Consider the following 14,918-nt stretch of genomic DNA (forward strand, 5'->3'; position numbering starts at 1 on the left):
AAAGCATGGTACAGCAGATCATCATATTAGTCCTTTTCCTTACAGCAGTCGGTTTCATGGGCTGGCGTGTCTGGAAAGCATTCGACAAGCGAAATGGCGGCGGATGCGCGAAGGGATGCGGGTGTGCGGCGGATAAAGCGATGACTGCGAAGCATTCGTAACACATTCCAGGAGGCTCCTCCGGAGCCGCACCTTAAATAACAAAATAATTTGCTAGAAACAGGTAGCCGCTCTGCGGCTTTTTTGGCGTTTCGGAAACAGGGAATGCCCCTGACATCGGCTAACGCCATGCCAGGGGCATTCCCTGTTTCTAGAAAACGTATTATTCCCGATTCCAAAGCTCCGGAGGAGCTCCCTGTTTAGAACGCTCCCTTCTTGATATCCTCCACAACCGCTGGATCCAACAATGTGGATGTGTCACCCAGATTGTTCATATCACCTTCCGAAATCTTTCTTAAAATCCGACGCATGATTTTGCCTGAACGCGTTTTTGGTAAGCCTGTTACAAACTGAACTTTATCCGGTTTAGCGATCGGTCCGATAATGCGCGAAACTGTGGCGGCAATGTCTTTTCTGAACATTTCAGGATCATCCGGTTCGTGTTCGGCGATGACATAGGCGTAAATTCCTTGTCCTTTGATGTCGTGCGCGTAACCAACGACAGCAGATTCAACCACACCCAAGTGCATATTAATGGCATTCTCAACTTCCGCTGTGCCAATTCGGTGTCCCGAAACATTTAAAACATCATCGACGCGTCCCGTAATGCGGTAATAACCGTCTTCATCGCGCAAACATCCGTCTCCTGTAAAATACATGCCCGGATAGGCCGAAAAATAGGTTTGTTTCGCACGCTCATGGTCGCCGTATGTGGTGCGGATAATGCCTGGCCACGGGAATTTCACACAAAGGTTGCCGCTAACCCCGTTCCCTTCAATTTCTTTTCCGTTTTCATCCACCAAAACCGGCTGAATGCCCGGCAGCGGCAATGTCGCGAATGTCGGCTTCTCAGGCGTAATCCCAGCCAGCGGCGAGATCATGATGCCGCCTGTTTCCGTCTGCCACCACGTATCGACAAGCGGACAATGGTCATGGCCAATGTTGGTTTTGAACCAATGCCAGGCTTCTTCGTTGATCGGCTCCCCTACTGAACCCAGTTTTGTAAGCGACGAAAGGTCATGTTTTTTGACAAAATCCAAACCAAAACTCATCAGCGAACGAATGGCTGTCGGGGCTGTATAAAGAATATTAACCTTATGTTTGGCAATAATTTCCCAGAAACGACCCGCATCCGGATAAGTAGGAACGCCTTCAAAAATCACCGAAGTAGCCCCATAGCAAAGCGGTCCGTAAACGATGTAGCTGTGACCCGTGATCCAGCCAATGTCGGCCGTGCAGAAATGAATTTCACCAGGTTCATACTGAAAGACATTCGCAAACGTGTAGGTCGCATAAACCATGTAACCGCCGCATGTATGCACAACTCCTTTAGGCTTACCCGTTGAACCCGACGTATAAAGAATAAATAATGTATCCTCCGCATCCATGGGCTCGGCCGGACATACGGAATCCACGTGTTTCACTTCCTCTTCCCACCAAAGATCGCGACCTTTCAGCATGGAAACCGGCGTCCGCGTGCGCGTCATCACGATCACATGTTTTACGCTGTGACATTGATCCAGAGCCGCATCAACGGTTTCTTTCATCGGGATCACTTTGGATCCGCGGAAAGCACCGTCGGAAGTAATCACCATATTACACTCGGCATCATTAATGCGGTCGGCAATGGATTTGGCAGAAAAACCACCGAAAACAACAGAATGGATCGCGCCAATGCGTGCACAAGCAAGCACTGCTACTGTGAGCTCGGGCACCATGGGCAGATATATGCAGACGCGGTCCCCCTTTTTTACGCCATGTTTTTTCAGGACATTGGCAAAACGGCAAACCCGGTCGTATAAAACGCGATATGTAATAGTTACCGATTTGTCTTCAGGATCGTTTGATTCCCAGATAATGGCAGGCTGATCGCCTCTTTCTGCAAGATGCCTGTCCAGTGCATTCTCGGTAATGTTGAGCTCTCCGCCTTCAAACCACTTCACATTTGCTTCACTGAAGTCCCAGCTCAGGACTTTTTTCCATGGTTTGCGCCACTGAAATTGTTGGGCAACTTCTGCCCAGAAACCTTCGGGATCTTCTACACTTTGTTTGTAGGCAGCCTGATACGCTTCAAAGGTCTTAATTTTCATGATAAATAAAGGTTAGACTTAGGGATTAAGGGATATGAGGCGACAATTTATAATTTTCATTTGGTTAGTCCTACTTAATGCAAAACAGAAAATACAGTACAAAAACTGCATTACGTTGATAATCAATGGCAAGCCGGACGTCATTTAGCCGGAGGATTTTTAATATTCTGTAATGTGCGCGCTTATAGAGCGCAAAACTGTGACAGACATGTAAAATGACGTATTTTCGGCACCAGTAACTAAACACACCAAATCTCATGAACGAGCACACTCCCCACAGCATGGAAACCGAACCCGGCTTTTCCTTACCAGAAATTGAGTTCATTCAGGCACATTTGCGAGAGAATGTAAGCGACCTTATGTTGCGCGGCAAGCCAACGAAGGGTCTTGATATCAAGAAACTGGCCGAACAAATCCAGTCCAGGCAAAAAGCGCTTAAGAAGCTGCCGGAATGGTCCGCAAATCATAAGCTCGTCTTCCCTGCCGCACTTTCGGTTGAACAAAGTTCATCGGAAGCTACAGCACGTTATAAGGCCACATTACTCTCTGGCGATCAACTCATTGATATCACTGGCGGCATGGGCGTTGACTGCTATTATATGCAGGAGAATTTTCAGGATGTACATTATTTTGAACAACAGCCTGCGGTTGCAGAAGCAGCGAAATACAATTTTGCACAATTAGGCGTCAATAATATTACGGTGCATGCTGTCGATTCGATCGAAACTTTGAAAGCTGAGTCATTCAGCGCTGACTGGATTTATGCTGATCCTGCAAGGCGTAATGCAAATCATGAAAAAGTGGTGCTGCTAGGCGATTGCACGCCAGATATAGTCGAGCATTTGCCCATATTATTCGAGCGCGCGCCCAATGTGCTGCTCAAAACCTCTCCGCTGCTTGACATTGATCTGGCTGCTAAATCGCTCAGAAATCTCAAAGAAGTGCATGTGATCGGCTATGAAGGTGAATGTAAGGAGTTGCTGTTTGTATTGAAAAAAGACTGGATTGCGGATATATTTGACATTAAGGTGCGGATTATCAATAGCGCAGGCGAAGTTCTGAATAAGCTGGATTTAACCCGTGAAACGGAGCAACTGGCCCAGGTTCAGTATACAAAGCCATTGAAATATCTATACGAACCGCACGCCGCTGTTCTGAAGGCGGGTGCATTCAGGACCATTTGCAGCACTTACTCACTTTCCAAACTCGCCATTAACACTCAGTTATATACGTCGGACGACTTGATCAATGAGTTTCCCGGACGTGTTTTTGAAGTGGTTGCAGTTTGCAAACCGGCCATGCGTGAGGTTAAGAAGGTTATTGAAGGCGATAAGGCGAACTTGACCGTCCGTAACTTCCCTGCCAGTGTTGAGGATCTGAGAAAAAAATTAAAGCTAAAAGATGGCGGCAAATTTTATCTCTTTGCCACCTCGCTTCCTCATAGTGCTAGAGTAATGATCGTTACAGTGAAACCGTCGCGTTAAAGGAATTTCTCTGCATATTCCTTTTCGGAAAACCCGATTGCCACAGCTTTCCCGGATTCGTCTTCAACGAGCGGGCGCTTGATGACCGACGTATGTGCCATCATGAGTTTCGCCGCCGATTTTTCGTCCGTTATTAAGGCCTTTTCTTCGTCGGAAAGGCCTTTCCATGTTGTGCTGGCCTTGTTTACAACCTTGTCCCAGGGCAAACTCTCGAACCATACTTTGATCCTGTCCTTGCTGATGCCTTCCGTTTTGTAATTGTGAAATGCATATTCAATGTTATTTTTTTCAAGCCACGTGCGTGTTTTCTTAACTGTATCACAATTAGGTATTCCGTAAACCGTCAACATAAAAATAATTTATTCAATAAAAACTAAACTTCTCTAATAACTGGCTCTTCCTGAACCAGGTCTGAATTATGCATTTTCTGATCGTCCAATTCACCCTCCCAGCGTGCTATGACCGCCGTTGCCAGGCAGTTTCCTGTTACATTTACAGAAGTCCGCGCCATATCCATCAGCTCGTCGATGCCCATAATCAGCAACACAGGCCACTCTGGCATTCCAAAATTGGCAATGGCACCGAGCAGGATCACCAATGTTGCCCTTGGAATTCCTGCAACACCTTTACTGGTCAGCATCAGTAGCAAAACCATTGTTAGTTGCTGTCCTATGGACATTTCTGTGCCAGTGGCCTGGGCCACAAATACGGTTGCCAAGGCTAAATACAATGTAGAACCATCCAGATTGAAGCTATAACCGGTCGGCATAACGAATGAAACGATCTGGCGGGGAACCCCGAATTTCTCCATTTTCTCCATCGCCTTTGGCAGCGCAGATTCAGAGCTTGTTGTTGCGAATGCTATGGAAACCGGCTCGAAAATGGCCTTAGCAAATTTGATCACCGGAATTCTTGCGATCAACGCAATGGGAACAAAAACAATGAGGATAAAGACGATCAATGCGCAGTACAATGTTGCCAGTAAAAGCGCAAGATTTCTCAGCACGTCAATTCCCATGTGACCTACCGTTTCGGCAATGGCAGCGCCTACACCAATCGGTGCAAAAAGCATGATGATTTTTGTGAATTTAAACATCACCTCCGCTAGTAATTCCACCCCGTGAACAAATTTCTCTTTCTTCGCAGCTGGCAGCAATGCAAGGCTTATGCCAAACAAAACGCTGAATACAACGATTTGAAGCACTTCTCCATGGTAAATTGACTTGGCAATATTTTCAGGGAATGAATGCAGCACAATGTCCTGCCAGGTTTGCTCCGCCACTTTCGGCAAAGTGGCATTCAATGATTCGGGAGGAATGATGCCTACGCCCGGTTTGAACCAGTTAGCAAAAAACAAGCCGATCAGCAGGGCAAATGTGGTCACGACTTCAAAATAAAGCAATGATTTCCAGCCCATTCTACCCACTTGTTTCAAATCCGAATGTCCGGCGATCCCCGTTACAAGCGTTGCGAAAAGCAATGGGGCAATCACGGTTTTGATCATCTGCAAAAAGATCTGCCGCAGAAAATGCAGCTCCGTGCCCATCTTTGGAAAATCATAACCAATCTCCGTTCCAACGAGCATGGAAATCAGGATGGAAGTGGTTAAATTCCTTTTAAGGATGGCAAATATGATCAATCCGGCTAGTGCAGCCCAGCGAAGACTAAGTAAGACCGTGTCGGATAAAGAGATGATATCGTAGGCATTGAGCACAGTGGCTATTGCAGCAATGGTAACTAGGACAATGTTGATGATGGTAATCTTGCTCTTCATACAGGATATTGGAATGGAGAATCGGTTTCAACAGTAAACTTATAAAAAATCAATTTAAGCCCAACTATCAACAAAGACGCATTTAAGGCGAAACACAAAATTTATCATATGTTTTGGACAATATTATTTAATGATTGTATTAAACTATACACGTTCTGAAAAATAAATATTGGTTTGACTCAATTTTAAAGTGCGTCTTAGAAATTTGAAAAGATTGGGTTTGCCTGCGAATCGTCAACGGTCCACAACCTATAAATTATCTTTGTTTTAAAAGGGGCACGATTCTTTGGTTTGAGTCTGTAAATTTGATATGTTCGGAAATACATCATTCGAATTACAAAAACAGGCCCTGACAATGAACAAGATCCTTATCCCTATTGACTTTTCCGAAAACGCGGAGCGTGCATTGGCTGCGGCAAAGATTATCGCTGAAAAAGAGACTACCCAGCTTCTGATATTGCATGCTTATCAGCCTTATATAGCGGACGTTAACCTTACGCCCGGCAATGTGCTGCCCGGGATTGACGGCAGCGATTTCCTCTCCATGACCGGAGAACTGGAAGAAGAATTCCAGAAAAGACTGGAACGTTATATAGAAGAAATTGAGGCGGAAGGTTATCAGGCAGAGGCAATTTGGGGCATTGGCAGCGTGCAATCTGCTGTTGAGGAAGCCATCGAAGCCCATAATCCTGGCTTAATCGTCATCGGCAGAACCGGAACAGGTGGTTTTCTGGATAAACTGGTTGGCAGTTCTGCTACGGGCATTGCGCTCCATTCGACTTGTCCTGTGTTGGTAATTCCACCGCAAAGCACCCCAAAGAAATTTCAGAAGGTCGTATATGCCTCTCAGTTTGAATACGACGAAACAGACATTTTGCGGGAAGTTTACGTGCTTATGAATCACCTTGGGGCTAATCTGACGCTGCTGAAAATACAATCGGATTCACAGCCGGACATTCAGGCGGATCATCAATATATTAGTGAAATCAAATCCAATTTCTCTATCGCGGACGATAACATTGTGTTTCGCAAAGCACGGCATGTGCTGGATGGCATAGAGGAATATTGTGACGAAGTAGGAGCTGATTTGCTGATCATGTCGTCGCGCGAGCGCTCATTTATTGAAGAATTCCTGATCAATCCAAGCATTACACGGAAACTGATTATTGACACACACGTGCCGTTGCTGGTTTTTCACTTAAAGTAAAACGCCTTGAATAATGCAGTGAACAAACGGACTTTTCAGCCGGAAGATCTGATTCCGGGGAACCGCAAGCCGAAAAAATATAAGAAAAATCTGCTGACCTCTCCCGGGACACTAACTTATATTGGTCCGGATGTTGAGTTAAAGACCAAAATCCGGAAAATCGTTTACAATGATCAGATCTTCCGGGACCAGCCGGTGAAATCGCTGCTGGATTGCAGCCCTGAAACTTCCGGTAAAAAAGCGGTTACCTGGCTTGATGTGGATGGGATCCATGAAACCACATTAATAGCGAAAATTGGGAAGCTGTATCAGCTGCACCCGCTTTTGCTGGAAGATGTGGTGAACACGGAGCACAAGCCGAAACTGGAAATATACGACAGCGGACATTTGTTCCTGACTCTGAAAATGCTGCATGTCGATTCGGAATCGCCGATTTGTATTTCTGCGGAACACGTCAGTTTTGTATTGGGAACAGATTACTTACTGTCATTTCAGGAAGAGCTTAGCAATGATATTTTCACGCCAGTACTGGAAAGGTTGCAGGCTTCTGTGGGTAAAACACGCAGGAATGGGGCTGATTATTTGCTTTTTGCATTAATGGACATCGTGATTGACAATTATTTCATCGTGCTGGAAAAACTGGGAGACAGCCTGGATACGGTGGAAGACCAGGTGATCCGGGGTACTGAAGAACTATCGCTGAAAGAACTTTACTCGCTCAAACGCGAGTTGACCATGGCCAGAAGGGTTATATGGCCGCTGCGTGATATGATCAACCAGTTGATCCGTGAGGATAATCCATTGATAAATAAGGATACAATCCCCTATCTGCGCGATCTCTACGATCATGCGATGCAAGTTTTGGACACCATTGACTCGTATCGCGAACTCGTAGCAAGCCTTGCGGACGTGCACTTGTCCACGATCAGTAACCGCATGAATTCGGTCATGAAAACGTTGACGATTTTTTCGGCAGTTTTTATGCCGCTCACTTTTATCGTGGGTGTTTATGGCATGAATTTCGATAATATGCCCGAATTGAGAATGCATTACGGATATTATTATGTCTGGGGATTAATGATCGCGGTGACGATCGGGCTGATATTTTACTTCAAATCCAAGAAATGGATGTAAGGTTTGATACCTTTGTGGCCTGAAAATCGCATTGGAATGAACCTTACTGTAAACAGCTTTCAAACAATCACCACTGACGCCGCTTACCTGCTCACAGACAGCCGCCAGATCTCCTTTCCTGGTCAAAGCATATTTTTTGCAATTAAAGGCGACCGCCACGACGGACATCAGTTTTTGCCGGCTTTGTATGCAAGCGGCGTGAGGGAATTTGTGGTGGAAGATGCTGCTTATACGGAAATGCTACGTTGGGAAACGGCGGTTTGGAATGATGCCAGGATTTGGGTTGTGCCATCCAGTATCCGCGCTTTACAGGCATTGGTTGCTGAGAAACGGCGACAATTCAACCTCCCGGTTGTGGGCATAGCAGGCAGTAACGGCAAGACTATTGTTAAAGAATGGCTCGTCCAGCTGGCATCCCCCCGGGAGACCATTGTGGCAAGCCCGAAAAGTTATAACTCACAAATCGGCGTCCCGTTATCGGTTTGGAATATTGGAAAGCAGCACACGCTGGGGATTTTCGAAGCGGGCATTTCGCGTGCGCACGAAATGGAATACTTGCAACCCATTATGCAGCCAACGATTGGCATATTTACCAATATTGGCCCTGCCCATGACGATGGTTTTAAAAGCCGAAAGCAGAAGATCACTGAGAAACTTCGCTTATTTACGAAGGTTAAAAAACTCATTTACCGCAAAGATTACGCAGAGCTCGACGAAGAGATCAATCTGATATTAAAGCCCGTAAATACATTTTTGAAAACCATTAGCTGGGGCAAACCGGCATCTGGCGCTGATATCGTTGCGTCTTATCAAAAAGAGAAGTCTAAAACCACCATTTCACTAAAAGGAAAGTTTGGTAATGAAAAATTCGAGACCAACTTCACAGACGAAGCTTCCCTCGAAAACCTGACACATTGCATCGTTTTCCTGCTGGACTTTGGTTTTCCAAGTGCCGTTATTCAGGAAGGCATCGGGTTGCTGAAACCGGTTTCCATGCGTCTGGAACTCAAAGAAGGCATTAATCACAATTACATCATCGATGATGCTTATAACAATGATTTACAGGGACTTTCCATGGCGCTTAACTTTCTTTCGCAACAAGAACAGCGCCAGAAAAGAACCGTAATCCTTTCGGATGTTTTGCAAACTGGGCAAACGCCGGCAGAATTGTACAGAACTGTTGCCAAGCTCCTAAAAGAGAAGGCTATCGATCAATTGATCGGCATAGGACCAGAAATGCGCGGCCAGGCGGCAGCGTTCGACATTACCCGGACGCATTTTTTCGGCGATACTGAAACGTTCCTGCAAGAATTTCCATTCAACTCACTGTACGATAGCCTTGTACTCATCAAAGGTGCCAGGCCGTTCTCATTTGAAAAGATCGTCCAGCGGTTGCAGCAAAAAGCGCATGGAACTGTGTTTGAAATTAACCTGGACGCATTATCACATAATTTGAATTTTTACCGGTCAAAGGTAGGTGCCCAAACCAAGATTATGGCGATGGTTAAGGCCTTCGCTTATGGGACCGGAAGTTCGGAAGTTGCTTCTTTGCTGCAATTTCATCGCGTGGATTATCTGGGCGTTGCCTATGCCGATGAGGGTGTCGTTTTGAGGCAAAGCGGCATTACGCTGCCGATTATGGTCATGAATGCTACTTCGCAAGCATTTGACCTGCTTTTGCAATACAAATTAGAACCTGAAATTTACAGTCACCGGATTTTCACCGAATGGATCACATTCGTAAATAAAAACAAAGTCACCGCAGCAATCCCGGCCGTTCATTTGAAGCTTGACACGGGCATGCATCGTCTGGGATTTGTGAAAGATGATCTGGACTGGCTCATTGAAACACTTACAGCAAATCCACACATAAAGGTCGCGTCGATCTTCTCACATCTCGTTGGCGCTGACGAGGGTGTTCATAACGCTTTTTCAAAACAGCAGTTTGATCTTTTTCTGGAAGGTGCCACAAGAATTGAAAAAGCATTAGGCTATGCTACCATTAAACATATACTGAATTCGGCTGGCATTGTTCGGTTCCCTGATTATAAGCTGGATATGGTGCGTCTGGGAATCGGGCTTTACGGCGTGGAGGCAACCGGGCAGGAGCAGCAAGCATTGCAATCGGTAGGAACATTGAAGACTGTTGTATCACAGATCAAATATCTTTCCGCAGGTGAAACGGTCGGTTACAGCCGACGGGGCCATCTGGATCATGATGCTGCAATCGCGACGCTCGCCATCGGGTATGCGGATGGTTATGATCGCGGGCTGGGCAACGGCATTGGTAAAGTGTGGGTAAATGGCATGCTATGCCCGACAATCGGCAACATTTGCATGGATATGACCATGATCGATGTAACAGGGGCCAATGTGGAAGAAGGTGACGAGGTGATTATTTTCGGGAAGGAAATGTCGATTATTGAACTTTCAAAACAAATTAACACGATCCCCTATGAAATCCTGACTGGCATCGGGGACCGTGTTAAACGGGTCTTCTACAAAGAATAACTAAACTTGCGTCTCGTCGCGGGTTTCGGTAAGTTCTTCTGATTCAATGACCTCAGCGATTTCTGACGTGGCGCCACGAATCGGTTCGTCTTCGAAAAGGGACGTAGCCATCACCTGGTCGAGTGTTACATAGTAAAATGCTTCGTGCACATTCAGCGGCTCGGTTCCTTCTACGATCTCGCATTTGATGTAATTACCGTCCTCCTGCATTTCGTAAGCATTTACATTGTCTTGCAGGCTGTAATATAAAATGTGAATGGCCTCCTGGCGCACACGCGGGTCCACGAGTTTGAAGAGTGATTCGATGCGTTTGTCGAAACTCCGCACCATTGCATCAGCACTTCCGCCATAAACAAGCGGATTGCCATTCTGATGGAAATAAAATATTCTTGAATGTTCCAAAAAGTCGCCTACAAGCGATCTGACAGTGATATTCTCACTTAACCCAGCACGCTGGGGCCGGAGACAGCACATGCCGCGCACGATTAATTTGATCGGAACGCCTGCCTGAGAGGCTTTATAAAGTTCGAGAATGGTCGTTCTGTCTTCCAGGGAGTTGATTTTGATACAAATCCCGCTCTTCAATCCTGCACGGGCATTTTCCGCTTCCTGCTGAATTAACTCAACCAACTTATCGCGCATATAACGCGGCGCAGTGATCAGGTTTTGGTATTCAGATGGAATTGAATGTCCGGTGATAACATTAAAAAACTCCGAAATGTCGTGCGTGTATTCTTCGTTGGAAGTCAGCAAACCTGTGTCTGTGTAAAGCCTCGAAGTCTCCTCATTATAATTCCCGCTTGACAAATGGGCGTAACGCAACACCCGATTTCCCTCATTACGAACAATTAGCAGCAACTTCGTATGCGTTTTTAGCAAGCCAATTCCATATATCACAAAGCAGCCTGCTTTTTGCAGTCGTTGTGCTTCGCGGATGTTATTTTCCTCGTCAAACCTAGCTTTCACCTCGAATAAAACCGCGACGTGCTTGCCATTTTCAGCAGCATGCAAAAGCGCTTCGGTTACCCTTGAATTTTTCGCCAGCCTGTAAATCGTCAGTTTGATAGACAAAACCTTTGGATCTTCGGCAGCTTGTTCCAGCAACTGCAATACAGGCTCGAAATTGTTGTAAGGATGGTGCAGGAGGATATCTCGCTCGCGCATCACTTCAAAAATGTCGGGAATCCGCTCCCTGTCGAGTCCCAGCGGGGGCACAGGCGGATGGATTGCGGGAATCTGATCCTTGAATTCAGGATGCTTGATAATGCCCCAGAATGACGTGTAATCAATAAAACCATCAATCGGAAAGACATTATAATCGTCAATTTCCCAACGTTTTTTTATCAGGCTCAGCAAGTCAGGATTGGTGTCATGCTCGATGGAAACCTGCACAACGCGTCCCAAACGCCTGCTTTTTATCTTTTGCTTAATCTCATCAATGAAATCCGCCTCCACATCGTCGCTTTCTTCCAGAGAGAAATCGCCATTCCTGATGATCCTGAAAAGATTTGTGGAAACAATGTCTACATTTCGGTAAAGCTTGTGAATGTAAGCCCTCACAATGTCCTCAATGGGTAAAAACAACAATTCCTCTTCCCGATCTATCACATAAAAACGAGGCAGGTTTAAAGGCAGCTGCACAAATGACAGCTTTCGATCTTCTTCTGCAGTCGTCCCTTTCACTTGTGTGATCACACCCAGGATCAACACTTTGGCCAGCAAGACCGGAAATGCGTGGGTGTAGTCAAACAGCATGGGCGTCAGCATCGGATAAACCGTCCGCTCAAAGTATTCTTCAACGGCCGCCTTTTCGTCGTCATGGACATCGTCCAGCTTAATGATCTTAAAACCGTGCTGTTCAAACAGAGGCAAAAGCTGATTTTTATAGCAGTCATTCTGCTTCCTTACAAACTCGTGCAATTCACGCATAAGCACTTTTCTGAAAGGAATTTCCCTCAGACCTGAGTAATCAAGCCGCTCTTTTCCGAAATCCAGATAATTATAGAGGCTGCCCACACGAATTGTAAAAAATTCGTCCAGGTTGGATGAAGTAATGGCTAGAAATTTCAGGCGGTCGAACAGATTTCGCTCTTCATTGGTTGCCTGGTCCAGCACGCGGTCATTGAATTTCAGCCAACTAAGATCCCGGCTGATCAGATCGCTCTGCTGCACAAGTGTGTTGGCCTTCTCACTCGTCGGGCCAATAACTTTATTGTCTTCTGGAGAGACGTGGCCTTTGGTACTTTTAAAAAAAGCAAACAGGTTATTCAATCTGCCTTTTTTGCCGTTGCTATATATGGGATCGGTGGAGCCGGACATATTTTATTCTTTAAGGGTTGTGTTTGCGAATAGCAATAAAAATTTAACGAATCTAAGTATCTAATGTTTCTGCCAACATGAACTTTCTGTTAAATTTCAGTCAAAAAAACAAAAACGGATGACTGCAGTTGACAGCCATCCGTTTCCAAAACTTATCGGGAGTCAAGTGTTATACGTCTACACGCGCGTACTTGGCATTTTTCTCAATAAAATCGCGCCTCGGGGCCACTTCGTCGCCCATCAGCATTGAAAACAAATGGTCTGCTTCTGCCGCGGATTCAATCGAAACCCGTTTAAGGCTTCTCTTGTCAGGATTCATGGTCGTTTCCCACAATTGTTCCGCATTCATTTCTCCCAAACCTTTGTAACGCTGCACATTAACAGATTCTTCACGTCCCGCACCAATTTCACGGATAGCAGCTTCTCTTTGTGCCTCAGTCCAGCAGTATCTTTCTTCACGACCTTTTTTTACAAGGTAAAGCGGTGGCTGTGCAATGTAAATGTAGCCGTGGTCGATCAGTATCTTCATATAACGGAAGAAGAACGTCAGGATCAATGTACGAATGTGACTACCGTCAATATCGGCATCCGTCATGATCACGATCTTGTGGTAACGAAGCTTGTCAATGTTCAAAGCCCTTTCGTCGCCGTCCTTTCCGATCTGTACACCCATCGCGGTGAACATATTCTTGATCTCTTCGTTTTCGTAAATGCGATACTCCTGCGCTTTTTCCACATTCAGGATCTTACCACGAAGCGGCAAAATCGCCTGATATGCACGGTTACGGCCTTGTTTCGCCGTTCCACCCGCAGAGTCCCCTTCGACCAGATACAGTTCGCAAACATTCGGGTCTGTTTCGGAGCAGTCGGACAGTTTACCTGGCAAACCTGTTCCAGTAAGGATATTTTTCCGCTGCACCATTTCGCGTGCTTTTTTGGCAGCGATACGTGCCTTGGCAGCCAGGATTACCTTATCAATAATGACGCGGGCTTCTTTTGGATGCTCGTTCAGGTAATTATCAAGCATTTCAGATACAACCTGACTCACAACACCGGTCACTTCCGAGTTTCCAAGTTTGGTTTTAGTCTGTCCTTCGAACTGCGGCTCCTGCACTTTGATAGAGATAACGGCTGTTAAGCCTTCCCGGAAGTCGTCACCACTGATTTCGATTTTTTCTTTGGCAAGAACCCCTGATTTCTCAGCGTAGTTTTTCAATGTTCTTGTCAACGCCGCCCGGAAACCGGAAACGTGCGTTCCGCCTTCGACGGTGTTAATGTTGTTCACATAAGAAAATACATTCTCGCTGTAAGAAGTGTTGTACATCATCGCTACTTCCACCGGAACAGATCCTTTCAATGTTTCCATGTGGATAGGCTCAGGGATCAATGGCTGGCGCGTCGCATCAAGATAGGTTACGAACTCGTTCAAACCGATTTCGGAATAGAATTCTTCGCCTCTGAATTTGCCGTCTTCGTCTTCCTCGCGCTTGTCTTCAAGGGTGATCCTGATTCTTTTGTTCAAATAGGATAATTCCCGGAGACGGGTTGCTACGGTCTCGTATTTGAACTCGGTAACCGTGAAGATGGTTGCGTCGGGCAGGAAGTGAATAAACGTCCCTGTTTTTTCTGACTCCCCGATCGTCCTTACAGGATAAAGCGGCTTGCCTTCGCTGTACTCTTGCTCGAATATTTTTCCTTCGCGGTGGATCTCCGCTCTCAAATGAATTGAAAGTGCATTTACGCAGGAAACCCCTACACCGTGCAAACCACCGGAAACCTTGTATGTATCTTTATCAAACTTACCACCGGCATGCAGAACGGTCAAAACGACCTCTAATGCAGACCTGCCTTCTTTTGTATGCATTCCTGTGGGAATACCACGACCATTATCCTGAACAGTAATGGAGTTATTTTTCTCAATTGTAACATTGATGGTGTCGCAATAGCCAGCCATCGCTTCGTCAATGGAGTTGTCGACAACCTCCCAAATCAAATGGTGAACCCCCTTAAAACCAGTGTCACCAATATACATGGCCGGACGCTTACGAACGGCCTCTAAACCCTCAAGAACCTGGATGTTTTCGGCTGAATAACTATTTACTTCAATCACTGCTTCGTTTGACATATAGTTTGTTTTACACTTGGATAAAAAGAACCATTTCAAGGCCTTTTAAGCCCGTAAAGATACGATTTTTTTACCGTCTAACCTAGCGGAAAAAACATTGGGATAACATCAGAAA

At 45.8% G+C, this 14,918-nt stretch carries 10 protein-coding genes; 5 read left to right on the forward strand and 5 right to left on the reverse strand.

All coding sequences use genetic code 11. The features are described from left to right. Nucleotides 1-5: 5 nt before the first annotated feature. Nucleotides 6-161 (forward strand): FeoB-associated Cys-rich membrane protein, encoded by a 156-nt coding sequence (locus MUK70_RS16780; protein WP_234653896.1) that lies wholly within the window; start codon nucleotides 6-8, stop codon nucleotides 159-161. Nucleotides 162-359: 198 nt separating this feature from the next. On the opposite strand, the gene acs is transcribed toward MUK70_RS16780, so the two are convergent. Further along, nucleotides 360-2,249: an acetate--CoA ligase gene (gene acs, locus MUK70_RS16785; protein WP_234608078.1), complete on the reverse strand. Its 1,890-nt coding sequence runs from the start codon at nucleotides 2,247-2,249 to the stop codon at nucleotides 360-362. Between the two features lie 257 nt (nucleotides 2,250-2,506). Between acs and MUK70_RS16790 the strand changes: the two genes are divergently transcribed. Beyond that, entirely contained in the window at nucleotides 2,507-3,733 is a 1,227-nt protein-coding gene (locus MUK70_RS16790) for a THUMP-like domain-containing protein (RefSeq protein WP_234653898.1), read from the forward strand. On the opposite strand, the gene MUK70_RS16795 is transcribed toward MUK70_RS16790, so the two are convergent. Together MUK70_RS16795 and MUK70_RS16800 are read right to left on the reverse strand one after the other, a co-directional pair. Continuing rightward, on the reverse strand, nucleotides 3,730-4,083 hold the full coding sequence (locus MUK70_RS16795) for an ArsC family reductase (RefSeq protein WP_234653901.1): 354 nt from the start codon (nucleotides 4,081-4,083) through the stop codon (nucleotides 3,730-3,732). The two genes, MUK70_RS16790 and MUK70_RS16795, sit on opposite strands and share 4 nt — an antisense overlap. Nucleotides 4,084-4,106: 23 nt before the next feature. Next, a complete protein-coding gene (locus MUK70_RS16800) occupies nucleotides 4,107-5,507 on the reverse strand; it encodes a dicarboxylate/amino acid:cation symporter (protein WP_234608075.1) in 1,401 nt (466 codons plus the stop codon). 355 nt (nucleotides 5,508-5,862) lie between these two features. Here MUK70_RS16800 and MUK70_RS16805 point away from each other — a divergent pair, with 355 nt between their 5' ends. Genes MUK70_RS16805 through MUK70_RS16815 form a run of 3 tightly spaced genes read left to right on the forward strand, consistent with a single transcriptional unit; the run spans nucleotide 5,863 to nucleotide 10,359 of the window. Beyond that, on the forward strand, nucleotides 5,863-6,714 hold the full coding sequence (locus MUK70_RS16805) for a universal stress protein (protein WP_234653903.1): 852 nt from the start codon (nucleotides 5,863-5,865) through the stop codon (nucleotides 6,712-6,714). Nucleotides 6,715-6,720: 6 nt separating this feature from the next. Further along, on the forward strand, nucleotides 6,721-7,848 hold the full coding sequence (gene corA / locus MUK70_RS16810) for a magnesium/cobalt transporter CorA (RefSeq protein WP_234653904.1): 1,128 nt from the start codon (nucleotides 6,721-6,723) through the stop codon (nucleotides 7,846-7,848). 36 nt (nucleotides 7,849-7,884) lie between these two features. Beyond that, the gene (locus MUK70_RS16815) at nucleotides 7,885-10,359 is read left to right on the forward strand and encodes a bifunctional UDP-N-acetylmuramoyl-tripeptide:D-alanyl-D-alanine ligase/alanine racemase (protein WP_234653906.1); all 2,475 of its coding nucleotides are present in this window, start codon (nucleotides 7,885-7,887) and stop codon (nucleotides 10,357-10,359) included. Here the strand turns inward: MUK70_RS16815 and ppk1 are convergent, their stop codons facing one another. Then, nucleotides 10,360-12,678, reverse strand: a complete 2,319-nt coding sequence (gene ppk1 / locus MUK70_RS16820; protein ID WP_234653908.1) for a polyphosphate kinase 1 — start codon at nucleotides 12,676-12,678, stop codon at nucleotides 10,360-10,362. It lies immediately after the preceding gene. Between the two features lie 169 nt (nucleotides 12,679-12,847). After that, entirely contained in the window at nucleotides 12,848-14,803 is a 1,956-nt protein-coding gene (gyrB, locus tag MUK70_RS16825) for a DNA topoisomerase (ATP-hydrolyzing) subunit B (RefSeq protein ID WP_234608070.1), read from the reverse strand. Between the last annotated feature and the right edge of the window lie 115 nt (nucleotides 14,804-14,918).

Source organism: Dyadobacter chenwenxiniae, assembly GCF_022869785.1.
Lineage (GTDB): Bacteria > Bacteroidota > Bacteroidia > Cytophagales > Spirosomataceae > Dyadobacter > Dyadobacter chenwenxiniae.